This window comes from Chitinophaga sp. S165 (genome assembly GCF_003182155.1).
Lineage (GTDB): Bacteria > Bacteroidota > Bacteroidia > Chitinophagales > Chitinophagaceae > Chitinophaga.
Genome location: NZ_QGTG01000004.1, coordinates 506,083 through 527,337 on the forward strand (window position 1 = coordinate 506,083; position 21,255 = coordinate 527,337).

Below are 21,255 nucleotides of genomic sequence, written 5' to 3' on the forward strand. Positions count from 1 at the left end.
GAATTCAATCAGGAATTAAGCATGGAAACCGGAGGCTTATACAGCTCACAGATTCTCATTCCTTAATTCCTGATATCTAATTTTTGTCGTCAATGAACATTTTATCTCTTTTCAAACCTATTTCCACCTTTGTATTTGATGTTGATGGCGTGCTGACCGATGGTACTGTACAGTTACTACCTAACGGTGAGCAGTCAAGGAAGATGAATATCAGGGATGGCTATGCGTTACAACTGGCAGTTAAGAAGGGCTACCGTATTGCTATCATTTCGGGGGGAAGATCGGAAAGTGTAGTGAGCCGCTTACAGGGCCTGGGAATAAAAGACATTTATACAGGCGTGCTGGATAAACAGGAGAAGTTGCAGGACTATGTCTTTGAAAATGACCTGCGCTGGGAAGAGATCATATTTATGGGAGATGATATTCCTGATTACAGGGCTATGCAGCTGGTAGGCCTGCCGGTATGTCCTGCAGATGCCGCTCCCGAGATCAAGAGCATCTGCCGGTATGTGTCGCCCATCAACGGCGGCAATGGCTGTGTACGGGAGATCATCGAAAAGGTCCTCAAACTGAACGATCACTGGATGATGGACGAGGAGATCGCCAGCCGGTAACAGGTGCGGCCGTATTATATATAAGTGGAATTACATTTACTGCAATTATTGAATTATGAAATTGCTGATTGCCTTTTTCAGGCTGGTCCGATATCCGAATCTGATTTACATAGCGTTGACCCAGTTCCTGCTGCAATATTGTGTAGTAGCGCCTGTGTTGGCGTATAACGGAGAAGGGCCGTCCCTATCCTGGGTTTCCTTTTTCCTGCTGTCACTTTCTACCGTACTGATCGCGGCTGCAGGGAACATCATCAACGACTACTTCGACATCAACATAGATATTATTAACAAACCCGAAAAGATGGTCCTTGACAAGATCATCAACCGCCGATGGGCCATGGCCTGGCACACAATATTTAATATGGCAGGTGTGTCGATCGGTTTTATCGTGGCTTGGCGTATCGGTCAGATCTATCTGGGTTTCACCCAGGTGATCTGTTCACTGATACTCTGGTTCTATTCCACTTCCTTCAAGCGCCAGATCCTGATCGGTAATGTGCTGATCTCTTTACTCACAGCGCTGGCAGTAGTGGTGGTCGGCTTTTACGAAAAGCAGATATACGAAAGCTTCGAGGCTATCCTCTCTCCGGCAGGCAGAAAGCTGATCCAGATCATCAGCGTATATGCCATCTTCGCGTTTATCATTTCCCTGGTGCGGGAGATCGTAAAAGACCTGGAAGATATGATCGGCGACAGTAAAGACGGTTGCCGTACTATCCCCATCGTATGGGGAGTGGAACCGGCTAAACGCATCTGTTATATGTTGCTGCTGGGAGTACAGGTCCTGATGATACTTGTGGAAATAAGGATCGGGCTGATAGGTTGGTGGCCGGCTGTTATCTACCTGGTAATTTTTGTACAGGCGCCTTCTTATTATATTTATACATTGTTGAAAAAGGCACATTTACCAGAGCATTATCACAAAGTCAGTTCTTTAGTAAAATGGCTGATGCTGACAGGTATCTTGTCTATGATCTTCTTTAAAATATTCCTCTGATGTATACCGGAAAACGTGTGATCCTGGCTTCGCAGTCGCCGCGCAGAAAACAACTTCTGGAACAGGCAGGTATTCCTTTTGAAGTGAAAGTGGTAGATACTGCTGAAACTTTTCCTGCTGATATGGCCATACCCGAAGTGCCTGTTCACATAGCCAGACAGAAATCTGCCGCTGTAGCGGAGCTGTGTGCTGCGGATGATATCATCATTACAGCAGATACAGTTGTGGTGCTGGATGATACTATCATCGGCAAGCCCAAAGACAGGGAAGATGCTATCCGTATCTTGTCGGCCCTGAGTGGGAGGGTTCACCGTGTGATCACCGGTGTCGTTATCAAACAGCATGGCGAAGAACAGTTTTTCTCCAAAGAAACCGAAGTACATTTCAAGCCACTGACTACGGAACAGATCACGTACTATGTAGATAACTACAAGCCTTATGATAAAGCCGGCGCTTACGCTATACAGGAATGGATAGGAGCGGTGGGTATAGATCGTATCGATGGCTGTTTCTACAATGTGATGGGATTACCGGTAAGCAACGTAGTAGAAGCTTTGGAAGCTATCGCCGGAAGAAACTAACTACTACGGCTTCATCTTTTTTAGATTTTTCCAGAAAAATAAAGAGGGTATCAGTACTACTGATACCCTCACGTTATATGGCTGATTAATGAAGACTAGCGTACGGAATCTTCTCCCAGTACCAACAGGTTCACATCCTTATTTTTTAACCAGGTTGCTTCTTTCAGCTTTTCCAGGTTGATCACACCTACAACATAGCTATAGGTAGCTGATTCGTATTTTTCAGAGATGTTATAGAAGTCTGCCAGATGTACCTGGTCCGCAGTGCGGTAACGCAGATATACTTTCAGTTGTACATCATTTGTAAAGGCAGGCTGATTAGACTGTTTGATCTTTTTGTACTCGTAACGGTAGTTGTACAGCAAAGCGGAGATGTCTGATAATACAGCACTTCCGGTAGCGGTACCACCTGCGCCTTTACCAACAAAGAACTGTTTATCGGTGAATGCGCTTTCCAGCAGGATACCATTGTACTCGTTGTATACATCGTACAGCAGGTTATGTTCCCTGATCAGATGCGGTAATACATATGCATTCACATGCCCGTTCTGCCTGCGGCAGTTACCGATCAGCTTAATGGTACAGTTACGTTGTTTGGCGAACTGGATATCAAAATCATTCAGATGATGGATACCATAGTTGAATACCTCTTCCGGTTTTACGAACGTACCAAATGCATGTAACAACAGGATCACGATCTTGAACTTAGGATCATAACCTTCGATGTCAAGGGTAGGATCTGTTTCTGCGAAACCTTTATCCTGTGCCTGTTGCAGCGCAGTTTCGAAGCTCAGGTTCTCTTCGAATATTTTGGTAAGGATGTAATTGGTAGAACCATTGCAGATACCTTCCACAGCATTCAGCAGGTCATTATCATAGTATTCTTCCAGGTTACGGATGATAGGAATACTTGCACAGCTGGATGCCTCGTACAGGAAAGGAACTTTATTTTCCACCTGCAACTGGTATAATGCAGGCAAGTTCTCTGCGATCATGCGTTTGCTGGCGCTTACAACAGCTTTGCCATTACGCAGTGCAGTGCTTACTATTTCGAATGCTGCTTCTGTTTCGTTGATCAACTCTACGACTACGTCAATAGTAGGGTCGTTGAGGATTTCGTTCTTATCGGTAGTAAAATAACTTGCATCAATAGGACGCGATTTGTTAGGATCTTTGATACATATCTTTTTGATGCGGGCATTGATACCTTTTGTTCTGTTCAGTACCTCGTATAACCCTTGTCCCACACAACCAAATCCGAAAATGCCTAAATTAATGATCTTGTTTTCCATGTTCTATACTTAGTGCTTATGTACTCCTTTAGATGCGGCCGGTTGATAGATCAAGCCGCATTATGTTTTAATAAATGATAGTTATTGCAATACAGTGATCTGTTTTCCTGCGGGCAGGTTCAGCTTGTCCAACGCTTGTTTCAGATCATTGATCAGGTCTTCTGCATCTTCAATACCTACGGAGAGGCGGATGCATGAATCCTGCAAGCCGGTCTTCCTGCGGAAGTCTTCCGGGATATTACGATGTGTCATTGTTGCCGGATGGTCCAGCATACTTTTTACACCGCCGAAGCTTTCGGCCAGTTTGAATAATTTCGTGCTGTTTACTACACGGATCGCATTCTTGATATTGTCGCTCTTCAGAGAGAAGCTGACAAGTCCCCCGTATTGTTTTTGTTGTTTACGCGCGATATGATGATTCTTATGTGTGCTCAGTCCCGGGTAATAAACCTTATCCACCGCAGGATGCGTGGACAGCCAGGTTGCAATCGCCATAGCGTTGCTACATTGTTTATCGAGCCGGAGACAGAGTGTTTCAATACCTCTGATGGTCAGCCAGGCCTCAAACGGGCTGAGTATACTACCGGAAATGTTCTGGTTAAAGCGCAGCTGATCTGCCAGTGTTTTCGAATTCACTACTACCAGTCCTGCGATGACGTCTGTATGACCTGCAAGATATTTGGTAGCGCTGTGTATCACGATATCGGCGCCTAAAGGCATGGGTTGCTGTATCAGCGGTGTACACAGCGTATTATCCACTACCAGCAATACATTATGCTGTTTAGCTATTTTGCTGATGGATTTGATATCTGATACGCGTAAGGTAGGATTGGTGGGAGATTCCAGCCAGATCATCTTTGTATTGGGCGTCATAGCTGCCAATACTTTATCTGTATTACTGGTATCAACGAAATTTGCTTTGATGCCGAAGCGTTCGAACATATGCTGGAACATCTGGAAAATACCGCCATAGGTGTCTTCCACTGCCATGATCTCATCGCCGCTTTTCAACAGTTTCATTACAGCGTCAATAGCTGCCATACCACTGGCGAAGGCAAAACCTGCATGCCCTTCTTCCAGGCTGCAGATGATATTTTCCAGCACTTTGCGTGTCGGATTATTGGCACGGGAAAATTCAAATCCCTTGTTGATCCCGGGAGATTCCTGCACGAAAGTGGAGGTTTGGTAGATGGGGACGGAGATGGCGCCCGTCAATTCATCCACCGGGATACTATGCAATAATTGAGTAGCTATTTTCAATCTTCAAAGCAATTATACTGTTATCATACCCTGGTTGGCAAATGCTCAATCAGACATTCATACTTTCAATGACAACCAGCCTAAGGGGCATAAAAAAAGCCCTTCCGTAGTTGGAAGAGCCTTCAAGTATTTTATTACGATGAATATCAATCTCTGCCAACTTATCTTCCCTCGGTTATCGTATAACCGGGGCCGGAATTAGCACCTTTCCCTGCATTACTGCAGGTTGGTTGCTAAGGCATCGCAGGGCCAAGTCCCTCCGCCTTTCTGGATAAGTCATGTGTAAGAACTGGGTGCAAAGTTAAAGGTACTTTCATCAAATTTCCAAAAAGGATACTTTTAATTTTTTGCACGTACTTGTTTTTTTGCTAATTTGTTCCTTTCTGAATAATCTTTGATCATTCTGTTAACCAACCATTTATGACCATTGTGAATGTTGATCCGCTTTTCGCAGAAGAGCTATTTCAACACATCTGGCAGTTCCGCTTATTTACGCAATCCGGCCTTAAAACATTAGAAGGCGAGCCTGTACACATCGATCATCCCGGTCAGCATAACCGGCATGCAGGACCTGATTTTACCGCCGCCCGGCTCCATATCGGTGGAACATTATGGGCAGGCAATGTAGAGCTGCATATGAGAACATCCGACTGGTTCCGGCATGGGCATCAGTACAATCTGCAATACCGGAATGTGATCCTGCATGTCGTGTTTGAGCATGATATGGAAGGATGTACCACTAATGGTATCCCTGTCCTTGAATTGCAGCATTGCATCCCGAAGCTGTTGTTGCAGCGTTATGAATTGCTACGCCGGTCGGCGGCATTTGTTCCTTGTGCAGGCTCTGTGTCAACCGTACCGGCGCTTATCTGGACCGGATGGAAAGACCGCCTCCTGGTGGAGCGGCTGGAGCAAAAAGCCGATATCCTGAAATCCTGGTTATTGCAAACACAATATGACTGGGAAGAGGTGTGCTTCTGTGCAATCGCCAGGGCGGCGGGTATGCCTGTAAATGGGGATGTTTTCCTGCGGTTAGCCCAGTCATTGCCTTATAAGCTGGTGCTTCGCCATCAATCAGACCTGTTCCGGCTGGAGGTGTTGTTATTCGGTCAGGCTGGAATGCTGGATGGTATAGCTACCGACGATCATACGACAAGGCTTCAACAGGAATACAGCTATCTAAGGCACAAATACCAGCTCACGCCGCTGGAAGCCCAACACTTTAAATGGCTGCGGATGCGTCCAGCCTCTTTCCCAAGTATGAAGATCGCGTTTCTCGCTGCGCTGTATAACAAAAATACCCACCTGTTCTCCCGGATACTGGAAGCCAATGATGTTGTAGGCCTGGAGAGGCTATTGGAGGTCCGGCCTTCCGAGTACTGGCACACGCATTACCGGTTTGGCAAACCGGTGAGCAGAACACAGGCGCCGGGTACCCGCGCTATCCACAATATCCTGATCAATACTGTATTGCCACTTCTGTACCTGTACGGAAGGGAGAGAGGGGATAGCCGTTACCAGGAGAAAGCCATCTCTTTCATGAGGGAGCTTGCCTCGGAGGAAAATCGTGTTATTTCGGGCTGGAATGCGTTGAATATCAATTCGGAATCAGCAGGAGATACCCAGGCGCTATTACAGCTAAAACAAGCCTATTGTGACGAGAAACGCTGCCTCGGGTGTGCTGTCGGCGTCAGGCTGCTGCGTTCTGGCATACTATAAAAGAGCACATATTCCGGTTTCAAAAGAAGCGTTACAACTGGATAATACCTTCTTCCGGACAGGGTGTAAAACAGCCAGATCGCAATTCTGTAACCATTTCCGGTTTAGGGCGTTATATATACACGGACGTGGGTTTACAGACAAAAACAAATTTACACATGACGGAAAAAACGTGTAGGTTTGTAACAGCAGGCATACCAATATGATGCCCCTTACGTTTATATAGTATAGCCCGGAGGCTATACTCCCTTAACAAAACAAATCTATACAGGTGAAAAGACTATACTCATCCTTGCTTTTACTGGTTATAGCGGCGGGTAGTTTGTATGCCCAGGACTCAAAGAATGACGGACTGTCCAAAAAAGAACAGCGGGAACAGCGGAAACTGAAGCGTATTTCATTGTTCAAACAAATGGAGGAGGGTGAGAACCTGTATGAGAGAGAATTCTCAATGGGCGCCAGGATCAATACGGATGGCTGGACCGGACTTTTTGAACTGGGTTACCGGAAAAGCAGGAACAAGGTGAATTATTTTCAGCTTGAATTTGGTGAAAAAAAGAACCCTAAGGAAGATAAAAAAGCAGGACAGCCAAAAGGTGTTGACCCTTATGGATTTATCTACTCAGAAAAACCTTACATATACGGTAAACAAAATAATTTCTACCAGGTAAAACTGGGCGTTGGGCAACAAAGGCTCATCGGTGGTAAAGGCAATAAAAACGGGGTACTCGTGAACGCGATCTACTATGGTGGCGTATCAGTTGGCATGTTGAAGCCCTATTACCTTAATATTATAGATCCCAATACCGAACAAGGCATCCAGGTTAAATATGGTCAGGATCCACTATATGATCAGGCATTCCTGAACAGGGCGTCAATTATAGGTGGGGCTGGATTCGGCAAAGGCTGGGGAGAATTGAGCATCGTTCCCGGTGTTCACGCCAAAACAGGCCTCCGGTTTGACTGGGCTCGCTTCAATGAGGTGGTAAGCGCCCTTGAAGTAGGTGTTAATGCCGAATATTACACCAAGGATGTAGCTATTATGATAGAGCAGGACGCCAAAAAATTCTTCTTTAATGCATACATAGCACTTCAGTTTGGAAAGCGGTGGGATAAGAAATAGTTCAGAAGTATTAAATTTGTGTTCTTAAAGAAAGGATCAGAGATGGAAGAAACACCGATTACAACCGCAACGCCATGCAGCACAGCGCCTGCTACAGCTGCTCCGAGGACTAAAAAGCCTGACTGGCTGCGAGTGAAGTTACCAATAGGAGAGAGTTATAAGCAGGTACGCAACCTGGTTGATACACATAAGTTACATACGATCTGCGAGAGCGGGAATTGCCCTAATATGGGAGAATGCTGGGGAGCCGGCACCGCTACCTTTATGATCCTCGGAAATATTTGTACCCGTAGCTGCGGTTTCTGTGCGGTAGCCACCGGCAGACCGGAAGCAGTGGATTGGGATGAGCCTCAACGTGTTGCAGAGGCTATATACCTTATGAAAGTGAAACACGCAGTGATCACTTCCGTAGACAGGGATGAGCTGAAAGATGGTGGTTCTATCATCTGGGCCAATACGATCAAAGCTGTAAGAGCACTGAATGCAGATACGACAATGGAAACATTGATCCCTGACTTCAGGGGTCAATGGGAAAACCTCCAGCGCATCATTGATGTAGCGCCGGAAGTAGTATCCCACAACCTCGAAACAGTGGAACGCCTCACCAAACAGGTGCGTATCCAGGCTAAATACCACCGCAGCCTGGAAGTGATCCGCCGCCTCAAAGATGGAGGCATGCGTACCAAAAGCGGTATCATGCTCGGTCTTGGTGAAACTAAAGAAGAAGTGGTACAGGCTATGCAGGACCTGTACGATAACGGATGTGATGTGGTGACACTCGGACAATACCTTCAACCTACCCCGAAACATTTACCGGTTGTCCGTTTTGTTCATCCTGACGAGTTCGCAGAATTGCGTGAAATAGGATATAACATGGGTCTTGATTATGTAGAATCTGGACCATTGGTAAGATCCTCCTACCATGCAGAAAAACATATACACAGTGGACGCTCAATGAAATAAAGTTAAACTGTTGTTTAAATTTACATCAGTGGTAACATGTTTCTAACTGCGAGTCATTATCTTTGCCGTGCAATTACGGGAAGGGTTAACTATAATTTCCCGCAAAAGGAGCTATAGTTAACCCGTCTGTCAGCTTTTATCCCAAGAATTGTAATCTACCGTTAACGACCTGAACCTACCTGTTTGCAGTTTGTGCATGTGCTAAACTGTGCCCATCTTATACTAAGATTCACATTAGCATCAGATCAAGAAATCATTATTATAATATATAACGGACATATATCGTCGATGTCCGCCGATTGGTGTAAAGAAGAATCTGATTGTCAAAACCTTTTATGAAAAGAGTATTTTATCTGACCGCCGTACTAAGTGCCGTGCTGTACAACGCACCCTCTTATGCGCAAAAGGTCTCCGATTCATTGCTTCCTCAGGCCACCTTACAGGCTTGCATTCAGTACGCGCTCAACCATCAGCCCGTTGTAAAACAGGCCAGACTGGATGAAGATATCACTGAATATACCATTAAGGGTAAGCTTGCAGACTGGTATCCTCAGGTTGGGTTGGACTACAACCTGTACCATTATTTAAAGATACCCACTTCCTATTTTAATGGTAACTATGCCCAGATCGGTGTCGCAAATTCATCTGCCGCATTATTTACATGGAACCAGAACCTGTTTAACCGCGACCTCCTGTTGGCTGGCAGAACTGCCCATGATGTTCGTAAACAGGCTAAACAGAATACAGAAAGCTACCGGATAGATGTCGTGGCCAACGTAACCAAGGCTTATTATGACCTGTTGCTGACCCAGCGGCAGATCGATGTGCTGACTGAAGACATTACCCGCCTGGAACGCAGCCTGAAAGATGCCTATAATCAATACCAGGGTGGATTGGTGGATAAGACCGATTATAAACGGGCTACCATCTCCCTGAACAATACCCGTGCACAGAAAAAGACCGGGGAAGAGCAGCTGAAAGCCCGTGAAGCTTATCTGCGTCAGTTGATGGGATATCCTACTGCCGGATCGCTGCCCCTGGTATACGATACTGTTGCCATGGCTCAGAACGTACAACTGGACACCCTTCTTACAGTAGCTTACGACAACAGGATAGAAATGCAGTTACTGCAAACGCAGAAGGTATTGCAGGAGGCGGAACTGAAATATAACAAGTGGAGTTTCCTGCCTACCGTGTCAGCCTTTGCGAATTATAGCTTCTCTTATCTGCATCCCGATTTTGGAAAGTTATACAGCAACAACCTTCCAAGCTCACAGATCGGTTTGAAATTGTCGCTACCCATCTTCCAGGGCTCTAAGCGTATCTATAATATCCGTCAGTCGGAGTTACAGGTGAAACGTATAGACCTGGATGTAGAAAATCTGCGGAACCAGATCAATACTGAATATACCCAGGCAATGGCTACGTATAAGGCTAATCTCAACCAGTTTTATGTGATGAAGGAGAATGTGGACTTGGCCCAGGAAGTGTACAGCCTTATTGAATTACAATACAGGGAGGGGGTAAAAACCTACCTGGAGGTGATCACTGCACAAACAGATCTCCGCTCGGCGCAGCTGAACTATTATAATGCGATGTACACTGTACTGTCAAGTAAGATAGATCTGCAACGTGCATTAGGAACAATATCAACTAACTACTAAAAAGGAAACTGGCCAGACTATCAGCCTGGTCATTGAAAGGACAAATATTTTCAGATGAAAACAAAGCAACACATTCTCCTCATTGGCGCTACAGGCTTATTTTACCTGGCTTCCTGTAAAGGCCCGGCTCAGAAACAAGCCCTGGTATTGCCTCCTACACCGGTAAGCGTTGTTCCGGCAGTAACGGGCACCGCTGTCTATTACGATAAATACCCCGCAACTGTGGTGGCACTGAATCAGGTGGAACTGCGTGCACAGGTAACAGGATATATTACCGGCATTTTCTTCAAAGAAGGTGAAGTGGTACAGAAAGGAAAACCACTCTATGAAATAGATCGTCGTAAGTATGAAGCCGCTTACCGTCAGGCAGAAGCAAGCATTGCCCAGGCAAAGGCTAATCTTACCAAAGCACAGAAAGACGCAGACCGTTATCATAAACTGGCAGAGCAGGATGCGATTGCCCGCCAGACACTCGACAACGCTGATGCAGCGCTGGACGTAAGCCGCAGTCAGCTGGCCGCAGCTGAAGCCTCTTTGCTGGCAGCACGTACAGATCTGGATTACTCCATAATAAAAGCACCTTTTACTGGCCGTATCGGTATATCCCAGGTGAAACTGGGCGCCCAGGTTAGTCAGGGAAGCACGCTGCTGAATACAATGTCTTCAGAGAACCCGATCGCGGTAGATTTCGTGGTGAACGAAACAGATATCGCCCGTTTCTCTGCTAAACAGGGTAGAGCAATCACTCCGGGCGATTCTACATTCCGTTTGCAGCTGCCTAATGGTCAGGCTTATTCTGAACCAGGCCGTATTGCTGTAATTGACCGTGGTGTGGATAACCTGACCGCTACCATTAAAGTGCGTATTGAGTTCAACAATCCAAAGGGTGAACTGAAAGAAGGTATGAGCGGTGTAATGCAGGTGCTGAACGATGAATCAGGCGAGCGCGTGATCATTCCTTACAAATCAGTAGTTGAGCAAATGGGTGAATTCTTCGTATTCATCGCGAAAGATACAGTTGCCGAGCAGCGTAAAATACATCTTGGTCCTCGTATGAGAGACAGGATCGTAGTATTGGACGGTGTACAACAGGGCGATCTGATCGTAACCGAAGGTCTGAACCGTTTACGTGATGGTGGTAAGATTGACACCACAACCGTAAAGAAGGCTCCTGATGCAGCCAAGAAATAGATAACAGTTTGAGTTTGAATCAATAGAAGAAGAAACATGATTGCAAATACTTTTATACGCAGACCGGTTACCGCAATAGTTATATCTGTTGTGCTGGTACTGGTAGGGCTGCTGGCCATGACAACCCTTCCGGTTGGTCAGTACCCGGAAATTTCTCCTCCCACCGTACAGGTGACCGGTACCTATATTGGCGCCGATGCGCAGACCGTTGAACAAACGACTGCCACTCCGGTGGAAGTACAGGTGAACGGTACGCCTGGTATGACTTATATGACCAGTAACAGTACCAACAGTGGAGCGATGAGCTTAACTGTGAACTTTGAAGTAGGTACGGACATCAATATTGCGGCGCTGGATGTGCAGAACCGTGTGGGTATTGCACAGCCAACCCTGCCTCAGGAGGTACAACGTTTAGGTCTGACCGTAAGGAAACGTAACCCCAGTATCCTCATGCTGGTGGCGCTGTATTCTCCTAACGGTACACACGATGTAACCTTCCTGGATAACTATACCAACGTATATATTAAAGACGCCCTGCTGCGTGCAAAAGGTGTGGGTGATATCTTCACCCGTGCGGATGACTTCAGTATGCGTGTGTGGCTGAAACCTGACAAGCTGGCCCAGATGGGTGTAACAGCTGAGGAAGTAAGAGCTGCTATCACCGAGCAGAATGCGCAGATCTCTGCAGGTACTGTAGGTGCTCCTCCGCAGAAAGTGGGTCAGACATATGAGTATACCATTTTTGTGAAAGGCCGTCTCGTTACTGCTGAAGAATTTGGTAATATCATTATCAAAACCCGTCCGGAAGATGGTGCTGTTGTATATCTGAAAGACGTTGCCCGTATTAACCTGGGTAAATTCAGCTATAGCAATAACTCATACGTGGATGGTAAGAGAGCTTCCTACCTGCTGGTATACCAGGCACCGGGTAGTAACGCGATCGAAACTGCTGAAGCAGTATATGCCACCATGGAACAGCTGAAGAAGACTTTCCCTAAAGATGTGGCGTATGTAGTACCGTTCGAGTCCGTATCCGTGATCGAGGTATCTATTCATGAGGTGGTGGAAACACTGCTGGAAGCCCTGGCGCTGGTGGTTGTCGTGGTATTCCTCTTCCTGCAAAGCTGGAGGGCAACCATCATCCCGGTACTGGCAATTCCTGTGTCCATTATCGCTACGTTCATCTTCTTCATACCACTCGGCTTTACCATTAATACCCTGACCCTGTTCGGTTTCGTACTGGCCATCGGTATTGTGGTGGATGACGCCATTGTGGTGGTGGAGGCGGTCCAGCACAATATGGACCATGAACAGATGTCGCCGAAAGAAGCTACCTACGCAGCGATGAAAGAGATCTCCGGACCGGTAATAGCCATCGCGCTGATCCTCGCCGCGGTATTCGTACCGGTAGGGTTCATTCCGGGTATCGTAGGTCGTCTGTACCAACAGTTTGCGATCACTATCGCGATCTCCGTACTGATCTCCGCATTCGTGGCATTGTCCCTCACACCGGCATTATGTACGCTGATCCTGCGGCCAATGCACCTGGATAAGAACTCTAAAGGTCTGAACAGGTTCTTCTTTAAATTCAATACCTGGTTTGGTCATGTAACCAGCCGTTATTCACTGGGTGTAAAGAAAAGTATCCGTTGGGGACGTTATGTGATGATCATGCTGCTCTGTATTGTGATCGGAACTGTGGTGCTCTTCAGAGGTAAACCAACAGGCTTCATTCCTACGGAAGACGACGGCCGTGTTTATATCACTTTTGACCTGCCGGAATCATCCTCCACTGAGCGCACTATCGCGGTAATGACGGAAATGATGCATACACTGGATAGCGTTAAAGCGATCGGTCACTATGCAGCCCTCGGAGGTTTGAACGTAGTAAGCTTTGCAACAAAATCAAACAGTGCTACTATCTTCTGTCAGCTGAAACCATGGGACGAACGTAAGGATAAATCACAGCAGATCTTTGCCCTCGTAGGACAGCTACAGGCGAAACTGTCCAGGTTTAAGGAAGCCAATGTGGTGGTAATTCCTCCTCCGGCTATTCCTGGTCTGGGTTCTACAGCAGGTTTCTCCTTCATTCTCCAGCAGAAGAGCGGTGGTGGTGATATTAAAGAGTTCGAAGGCGTATTGGGTAAATTCACAGCTGCCATTAACCAACGTCCTGAAATAGCAAGGGCATTCTCCTTCTTTACGGCACGTACACCTGGTTATCAGTTGGAGATAGACCGTGAAAAGGCTAAGAAGATGGGGGTACAGATATCATCTATCGCTACAGCGTTACAGACCTATCTTGGTAGTGCTTATGTGAATGACTTTACGGTATATGGACGTAACTTCCGTGTGGTAACACAGGCTGACTCCAGTTACCGTGGCGATATCAAGGATCTGTCCCAATACTTCGTACGTAACTCTTCCGGTACTATGGTGCCATTGAGTGCGTTGACTTCATATAAGGTAACGGAAAGTGCACCGGTAATTTCCCACTATAACCTGTTCCGCTCTGCGGAAATAAATGGTAGCCCGGCTCCGGGTTACAGTAGTGGTGACGCTATCAAGGCGCTGGAAGAAGTTGCTGCACAGGTATTGCCTGAAGGTTATGGATATGAGTTCTCCGGTTTGAGCCGTGAAGAGATCCTGTCAGGTTCGAAAACAGTTTACATTTTCGCCCTGTCGATCGTCTTCGTATTCCTCTTCCTGGCGGCCCTTTACGAAAGCTGGTCTGTACCATTCTCCGTACTGCTGGCGGTTCCTATCGGGGCCTTTGGTGCGATCCTGACACTGACCTTCCTGCCAAACATCACCAATAACGTATACGCGCAGATCGGTTTGATCACCCTGATCGGGTTATCGGCAAAGAACGCGATCCTTATCGTGGAATTTGCGAAAGAACGTGTGGATAGAGGCATGGAGCTGGTAACCGCAACCGTGGAAGCTGCCAAGCTGCGTTTACGACCTATTATCATGACGTCTCTGGCCTTCCTGTTGGGTATCATGCCACTGGTATTATCAAGTGGTGCTGGTGCTGAATCCCGTAAAACAATGGGTTGGACGGTATTGGGTGGTATGTTCACCGCAACGTTCCTGGCGATCTTTATTGTGCCGGTATTGTATGTTGTGATCACCCGCCTGGCTTACGGTAAAGAGAAACTGAAAGCTATGCAGGATAATTATAAAGCAATGCAGCATAACGAATTATAAACGGAAAACAACTGCAGAGAAAAAAGGCGTTCGCTTTAGCGAACGCCTTTTTTATTTAGTACTGTTTAGGGGTTTGTATCATTTGAGAGCCATAGCAAAAAAAATCACGGACGCCAGAACGGAGGCCGCGATCATTATAAGCAGGCTTATGAGTAATATCTTCCAGCCGACATGTACCCGCATTTTGTTTGGCGGAGGCGCCACATGCTCTACATGTATCTCATTTCTTTGGGCATACCAGGTAGAAGTTACTACAGGTGCTGTTGCTTCTGCCGCAATCTGTTGCATGATAGCCGTCTTCAGGTGAGCAGGTGGCAGCGCAGCTTCTTTGAAAGCCAAACGTTCAATTTTACGTTCGACTTCCTCCTTTTCAGTCTGTATTTCAGGGAAGATATCAAGATAAAACCTGTACTCGGATTCTTCTTCCGGAGTTGCAAATCCGAGAAGCACCTTTTCAAGATTTCCATCTGATATGTAGCGCTCGTGGTCCATAGTTGTTATGAGGGTATTTCTCAAGTTAACATTTCCGCTGCAGGCGGTGGAGAATATGCTTATTCTTTCTCTGTTCTGCGAATTTGGTGAAAAACTTAGAAAAATAGTTGTCCAAACTAGCGAAATAGGTAAAATGCGTAAAAAAGACAAAAAAACGGTCTGAGGGACATTGACCCAGACCGTTTTTTGCTTTGATTTATTACTTAATTGCCTTTTTTCTTGTTGAACAGGTTACCTATTGTATTCTTCACGGCTTGTCCGGCCTGTTTGCCGGCATCCTGTAAAGGTGCTGATTTGGTACCGGTAGTATCTTTCTGGCCGGTCAGGTGTTTGGTGATTTCATTTTTTACACCCGCCACCGCATTGTTTTTCACAGATGTGAGGGAATCTTTCAGCGCTGATTTCACAGTATCCACCTTATTCTTAACGAGTGTGGTAGCCTGGTCTTTCAGGTTGTCGATAGCGCCGGAAGCAGTTTCCTGCAGGTCAGTCTTGTAAGTGGGCTTCATGATATTACCACCCAGTAATACATTCAGGTGAACGCTATCGCTGATATTTACGGGAATACCTTTGCTGCTTGCTTTTGATGCCAGGCTTGTTATCAATGCATCGCCCTGTTTGCCGATCACGTTACGTGGAAGGGTCATCTGCAGGGTATAATCGAGTGACTGATCAAAGCCATGGGAGCCACCTACGAGCATGTTGATATTGCTGACATTTACTTTGAACGGATTTACTTTCACCCGGCCATTTTCAAACGCAAAGTAGGTCTTCACATCTTTTAAGGAAAAGTTCTTCAGTTGCGATACGTTCAGCGTATTAGCCAGTTGTTCAACAGGCGCAAACTTTTGCAGTGCGCCTTCCAGCAGGAGGAGGTTACCATCCCCGTTGAGGCTATTCAGTACCGGCATCATATCTTCACCCAGTTTACCACTCAGGCTTAGTTGAGAGGTCATTTTACCACTCAGGAACTTAGCAACCGGCATCAGTGCCTGTACGGTATTGAAGGCATTGAACGTTTGCTGTACATCCACATTCTGCACACTGTAAGCCATGCTGATATCAGGATTGGTCTTACTGTTCTTTGTGCTGTAACTACCATTCACTTCAATGTTACCTTGTAATGCATCAGCTTTTATCTGTTGCATGGACACTGTTTCATCTTTCAGTAAGAGGTTACCGGAAAGGTTAGTCATATCCAGCTTGTCGTAATGTACTTTATCCACCTGTGCGGTGATGCCGAAATCGAGATTAGCAGGAACAGGGAAAGGAGCACTGGCAGTATCCGCAGGCGTTTCTGCAGCAGCTGTTTCAGTAGTGCCCATCCATTTGTCCAGGTTCACTTCATCGGCTTTAACGGCCAGTTTACCATCCAGTGGCTGATTTTTCAGCATGTAAGCCAGCATATTATTCACTTCACCATTCGCCTGGAAGTTAGTGCCCATGTAATGTCCGTCGAACTTAGACACGGTTACATTCTTCGGATTGAACTGCATGGAAAGGGTGTTCACCTTGATGCCATCAGGATAATCTTTGCTACGGTACAGGAGATTGCTCACCAGTATACTTCCTGCTGCATAGAATTTATCGTAAGCCTGTTTCTCAATAGCGCTCATGTTTCCTTTTGCACTTACATCTGCATCAATGAGACCACTTAAAGCAGTACCATCTTCCAGTTTGTAAAACTGTGATACTTTAGATAGGTCCAGTTTTCCTTTGGCAGCACCATCTACATACATATCAGAGATAGGTGTTTTAACAAGCAGTCGCATGTCCAGCGGGGTATTGTCCATTTCCACGTGTGCTGACGGCATGTTCACAACAGTATGGTCAGGAACACCATCCGGGTTGTTCACACTCATTTTTACCTGGATATTCTTTACTGGTTTAGGCAGGTCAGGGTATTGGAAGAAACCATCCTTAACCGCCAGGTTCAGGCCGAAAGCGGGCATTTGAGTAGCGCTATAAGTACCTTTCACATAACCGTCAAAAGCAGCGGTACCCTGAGTCTTGATCTTGTCGAAATCCTGCATGAAAATAGCAGGTACGAGAGAGAGTATATCTTTAAATTGGGTAGATGGCGCTTTCATGGAGAGGTCCATGCCGTAAGTGCTGTCGTTCACCAGTTTAAAGAAGCCCTGGAAAGCCAGTTCCAGGTTATTCAGCGTGGCCTTGCCTTTTTGGAAGGTGTAGGTGCTGGTTTTGTTATCTACCTGGATATCGGCGTCCATCGTTGTTTTGGTACGCAGCAGGTAGGGGATGAGCCCATAGCGGAAGGTAATGCCTTCAGCCTGGGTATTGGTCTGCAGGGTGAAGAGGTCCTGTGTAAAATCGCCGGTACCCTGGTGATCAAGTCCTTCTATCAGCAATGCCATATCACCTTCCTGATCGTCGTAACGTACGGTGGCATCTTCGATGCTATATTTCTGGAGGTTCAGTGCAAACTTGGAAGAAGCAGTATCTGCCGGAGTTACCTGTGCGGTATCAGGCTTCATGATATCCCAGTTTACCTGTCCCTGTTTATTGATAATTGCATGTACTCTTGGTTGTTGGATGCTTATGTTGTAAATATCCATTTTATCCCCTTTAATAACGCTCATCAGGTTCAGCGCGAGGTCGATCTTCTTTACCGCAAACAAGGTGTCGCCGGTAAAAGGAGCCCGGTTTACAACACTCAGGTCTTCCAATGCTACGGCCAGTCTGGGGAAACGTCTTATCAGGCTGATATCCACGTCTTTAAAGTCGACGTCGGCAACCAGTTGTTTGTTCAGCTCTGTTTTTACGAGAGACATGATCTTGCCTTTGAAAAAGAATGGGATGGCAATTGCAGCTATAACCAATACCAGTAAGAAGATTCCTACAATTTTGAGGATTTTTTTGAACATGTTTTAGATAAATGTTTTTTATTATGTATGAAGGTAGCAAGGAAAACCCGTATTCGGAAGTTTGATTTAGGTTAAATTTGCCCCCTGAAATTAATATATTCATCATATGACGCCGGAACGCAGGGAAAGGTTACTATCCGTATTAAATAAAAGACAAGCAGGTCTTACCGTGGTGCTGGAAAATGTTCAGGACCCGCATAACATATCAGCTGTAATGCGTACCTGTGATGCCGTAGGTATCCAGGAGATTTATGTACTGAACAACAGGATTCCCCGGCACAAGAAATGGGGCGCTAAAAGTTCTTCCAGCGCTGCCAAGTGGCTGACCATTCACCAGTTTTCCAATACTGCCGAATGTGTGGCCGCCCTACGACAGAAATATGATAAGATCTTTACGACCCATCTTGCTGCAGATGCTGTTGGTTTGTATGACATCGATTTTACGGGTTCAGTGGCATTGGTATTCGGGAATGAGCATGATGGCGTGACAGATGAGGTCCGCGAATTAGCAGATGGGAACTTTATTATTCCGCAGGTAGGGATTATCAAGTCATTGAATATATCAGTAGCATGTGCGGTGAGTATTTATGAGGCCTTGAGACAACGGACAATTGCGGGGCATTATGAAAAGAGGAATTTGCCGGATGGGCAGTTTGAAGCGTTGCTGGAAAAGTGGGGTTTTGAGGAGGAAGAATAAGTACTAAAGCCGGCGCTGAGTTCACTAACGGACGTTTATTGTATTGAAACCGAACAATCCTGTGAAATGATTCTGTGTAAATAATTGATTTTTAGGGCTATTTAAGCTGGCATTTTTTTAGGGGAATGGCATTTAACGAATTTTGAACCATTCCCTTATTTAGAAATAATATGCTAAAAACCTATTTTAAAATCGCATGGCGTAATCTTTGGATAAACAAGGGCCTGTCATTTATCAATATTTTTGGTTTAGCCACAGGGATGGCATTTACTATGCTTATTGGTCTCTGGATAAAGTATGAGATGAGTTTTGACTCATTTCATAAAAACGGTGATCGCATAGCACTAATTCAAAAAAATATACTGTTTAACAACAATAAGAGTACACAGGAAGCGACGCAGCTTCCCTTATATGATGAACTGAAGAACAACTATCCTGAAGTAAAAGGAGCCACACGAATGAGCTGGAATGAAAGCCATAGTTTGGTAGTTGGCAATAGCAAATTCAATAAAAACGGGAGATATGTTGACCCTGATTTCCTTGGAATGTTTTCTTTTCCACTTCTGAAGGGGAATATTGCTACTGTACTGACAGATCCCAATTCCATCGTACTTACCGAATCGTTGGCGAGCACTTTGTTTGGTAGGGAAGACCCGATCGGCAAAACTATAAAACTGGATAATCAGCATATCGTACTGGTTACCGGTGTAGTACAAAATGCTCCTAAAAACTCAACAATTGATTTTGATTTTCTAGCTCCCTATCAGTTTTTAATAAACGAATCGGAATGGATAAGAGGTAATAAGACAAATTGGAACAATAATTTTCTTATGAATCTGGTGGAGCTACAACCGGGAGTTTCTATGGCAGACTTCTCAAAGAAAATTGGCCCGCTTTCCATACAGAAAGATAACAGACTTAAAAATCAAACACTGTTCCTGCATCCTCTAAGCAAATGGCATTTGTACAATGACTATAAGAATTGGATAAATGTGGGTGGAAAGATTGACTATGTAAGACTATTTGGTATTATAGGCATTTTTGTACTGCTTATTGCATGTATTAACTTCATGAATCTTTCGACTGCCCGGGCTGAAAAACGGGCAAAGGAGATAGGCATCCGGAAATCCGTAGGTTCGTTGCGTATGCAACTTGTTACCCAGTTTTTAACAGAATCGATGCTGACGACCTTTCTTGCCTTTGTACTTTCTATCGGAATAATACGACTGTTGTTACCTTGTTTAAGAGACCTGGGTTTTGAGAATGTAAGATTTGAGTTTAGTAATGCTTTTCTATGGGCGTTCGTATTCCTTGTCTGTATTCTGACTGGATTGATCGCTGGCAGCTATCCTGCATTGTATCTCTCTTCATTTTTGCCGGTCAGGACTTTGAAAGGCGTATTCAGGCAAGGTAAAGGTGCAGCTACTTTTCGTAAAGTATTGGTCGTTTCTCAGTTTACTATTTCTATCGTGTTAATCATAAGTACCATTATTGTTTTTCAGCAGATCAATCATGCCAAAAGCCGTTCTCTTGGTTATAATCCGAACAATCTGATCTCTGTTAACTGCAGTGATGATCTTACCAAAAACTATACTGTATTAAAACAGGAACTTCTAAATAGCGGTTATTTTGAGTCGGTAACAAAAGCAGTGACATCTATGACCAATATTTCCAACACATGGAGCGACTTCTCCTGGTCTGGAAAGGATGCTAACGCTGACATTGCATTGGATGCAATAATGGCTGATTGGGACTTTGAAAAAACAGTGGGTTTGAAATTTAAAGCAGGAAGGCCTTTTTCAATAGATTATAAAACGGATTCAAATGCTGTGATCCTGAATGCAGCGGCTTTAAAACTAATTGGATATAAAGATCCGATCGGAAAGACAATGAAATCTGGCGGAAGAGTAGTAACTATTGTCGGGATAGTTGAGGACGTAGTAATAAGCGATCCATTCAAACCAGTCTATCCTTTAGCGATTCTTTTCAATGGTAATCAGGCTAATAACATTTTTCTACGGTTGAAATCAACATCCGATCTAAAAACTTCATTGTCCGCTATTCAGCCTATTTTTGATAAGCACAATCCTTCTTTCCCATTTGAATACAGCTTTGTGGATGAAGAATTTGGCAAGAAGTTCACAATGGAAAATCAGGTGGGGAAATTAGCAAGTATTCTTGCAGGACTAGCTATTTTCATTTCCTGCCTGGGCTTGTTTGGCCTGGCACTCTTTATGGCTGAACGCAGGACCAAAGAAATAGGGATTCGTAAAGTATTGGGAGCATCTGTTGCCAATATCTGGACCTTGCTGTCCCGGGAATTTGTGTGGTTGGTATTGCTGGGTTCCTTTATCGCTTCTCCTCTTGCATTTTGGTTAATGAAAAGTTGGCTGCAGAAGTATGAATATCGTGTTGATATCAATTGGTGGGTATTTGCTGGCGCGGGGATGCTCGCTGTTGTTATAGCTTTGCTTACTGTAAGTTCACAGGCTATTAAAGCAGGTGTTGCAAATCCTGTGAAGAGTTTGAGGAGTGAGTAGTTTTTCAGTTTATATATTGCAACATTA

15 protein-coding genes and 1 riboswitch are annotated in these 21,255 nt (G+C 45.2%); of the genes, 11 read left to right on the forward strand and 4 right to left on the reverse strand.

All coding sequences use genetic code 11. The features are described 5' to 3' along the window. Nucleotides 1-92 precede the first annotated feature (92 nt). Genes C7475_RS19305 through C7475_RS19315 form a run of 3 tightly spaced genes read left to right on the forward strand, consistent with a single transcriptional unit; the run spans nt 93 to nt 2,192 of the window. Complete coding sequence (locus C7475_RS19305) at nt 93-614, forward strand: HAD family hydrolase (protein ID WP_110055019.1); 522 nt, start codon at nt 93-95, stop codon at nt 612-614. A gap of 55 nt (nt 615-669) precedes the next feature. After that, nucleotides 670-1,611, forward strand: a complete 942-nt coding sequence (locus tag C7475_RS19310) for a geranylgeranylglycerol-phosphate geranylgeranyltransferase (RefSeq protein WP_110055020.1) — start codon at nt 670-672, stop codon at nt 1,609-1,611. Then, entirely contained in the window at nt 1,611-2,192 is a 582-nt protein-coding gene (locus tag C7475_RS19315) for a nucleoside triphosphate pyrophosphatase (protein WP_110055021.1), read from the forward strand. The genes C7475_RS19310 and C7475_RS19315 overlap by 1 nt, the downstream gene beginning before the upstream one ends. A 95-nt stretch (nt 2,193-2,287) precedes the next feature. Here C7475_RS19315 and C7475_RS19320 read toward each other — a convergent pair whose 3' ends face one another. Both C7475_RS19320 and C7475_RS19325 read right to left on the reverse strand, forming a co-directional pair. Next, nucleotides 2,288-3,484 carry a homoserine dehydrogenase gene (locus C7475_RS19320; RefSeq protein WP_110055022.1) on the reverse strand — a complete coding sequence of 399 codons (1,197 nt, stop codon included), beginning with the start codon at nt 3,482-3,484 and terminating at the stop codon, nt 2,288-2,290. Between the two features lie 81 nt (nt 3,485-3,565). Then, nucleotides 3,566-4,744 (reverse strand): PLP-dependent aspartate aminotransferase family protein, encoded by a 1,179-nt coding sequence (locus C7475_RS19325; protein ID WP_110055023.1) that lies wholly within the window; start codon nt 4,742-4,744, stop codon nt 3,566-3,568. A 158-nt stretch (nt 4,745-4,902) separates the two neighbouring features. Further along, nucleotides 4,903-5,022: riboswitch (SAM riboswitch) on the reverse strand. Between the two features lie 142 nt (nt 5,023-5,164). Here C7475_RS19325 and C7475_RS19330 point away from each other — a divergent pair. The 6 genes from C7475_RS19330 to C7475_RS19355 all read left to right on the forward strand — a co-directional run bounded on the left by C7475_RS19330 (nt 5,165) and on the right by C7475_RS19355 (nt 14,614). Next, nucleotides 5,165-6,463: a DUF2851 family protein gene (locus tag C7475_RS19330; RefSeq protein WP_110055024.1), complete on the forward strand. Its 1,299-nt coding sequence runs from the start codon at nt 5,165-5,167 to the stop codon at nt 6,461-6,463. A gap of 271 nt (nt 6,464-6,734) precedes the next feature. Next, nucleotides 6,735-7,586 carry a hypothetical protein gene (locus C7475_RS19335; RefSeq protein WP_146217598.1) on the forward strand — a complete coding sequence of 284 codons (852 nt, stop codon included), beginning with the start codon at nt 6,735-6,737 and terminating at the stop codon, nt 7,584-7,586. 42 nt (nt 7,587-7,628) lie between these two features. After that, complete coding sequence (gene lipA / locus C7475_RS19340) at nt 7,629-8,549, forward strand: lipoyl synthase (RefSeq protein WP_233259898.1); 921 nt, start codon at nt 7,629-7,631, stop codon at nt 8,547-8,549. Nucleotides 8,550-8,884: 335 nt separating this feature from the next. After that, nucleotides 8,885-10,213 (forward strand): TolC family protein, encoded by a 1,329-nt coding sequence (locus C7475_RS19345; protein ID WP_110055026.1) that lies wholly within the window; start codon nt 8,885-8,887, stop codon nt 10,211-10,213. Between the two features lie 54 nt (nt 10,214-10,267). Further along, nucleotides 10,268-11,404 (forward strand): efflux RND transporter periplasmic adaptor subunit, encoded by a 1,137-nt coding sequence (locus C7475_RS19350; protein ID WP_110055027.1) that lies wholly within the window; start codon nt 10,268-10,270, stop codon nt 11,402-11,404. A 36-nt stretch (nt 11,405-11,440) separates the two neighbouring features. Next, nucleotides 11,441-14,614 carry an efflux RND transporter permease subunit gene (locus C7475_RS19355; RefSeq protein WP_110055028.1) on the forward strand — a complete coding sequence of 1,058 codons (3,174 nt, stop codon included), beginning with the start codon at nt 11,441-11,443 and terminating at the stop codon, nt 14,612-14,614. 78 nt (nt 14,615-14,692) lie between these two features. On the opposite strand, the gene C7475_RS19360 is transcribed toward C7475_RS19355, so the two are convergent. Continuing rightward, on the reverse strand, nt 14,693-15,106 hold the full coding sequence (locus C7475_RS19360) for a hypothetical protein (RefSeq protein WP_110055029.1): 414 nt from the start codon (nt 15,104-15,106) through the stop codon (nt 14,693-14,695). Between the two features lie 203 nt (nt 15,107-15,309). After that, entirely contained in the window at nt 15,310-17,991 is a 2,682-nt protein-coding gene (locus tag C7475_RS19365) for an AsmA-like C-terminal region-containing protein (RefSeq protein WP_110055030.1), read from the reverse strand. 106 nt (nt 17,992-18,097) lie between these two features. Between C7475_RS19365 and C7475_RS19370 the strand changes: the two genes are divergently transcribed. After that, nucleotides 18,098-18,688, forward strand: coding sequence for an RNA methyltransferase (locus tag C7475_RS19370; protein ID WP_110055031.1), 591 nt, complete (start codon nt 18,098-18,100; stop codon nt 18,686-18,688). 170 nt (nt 18,689-18,858) lie between these two features. Next, complete coding sequence (locus C7475_RS19375) at nt 18,859-21,228, forward strand: ABC transporter permease (protein WP_110055032.1); 2,370 nt, start codon at nt 18,859-18,861, stop codon at nt 21,226-21,228. Nucleotides 21,229-21,255 lie beyond the last annotated feature (27 nt).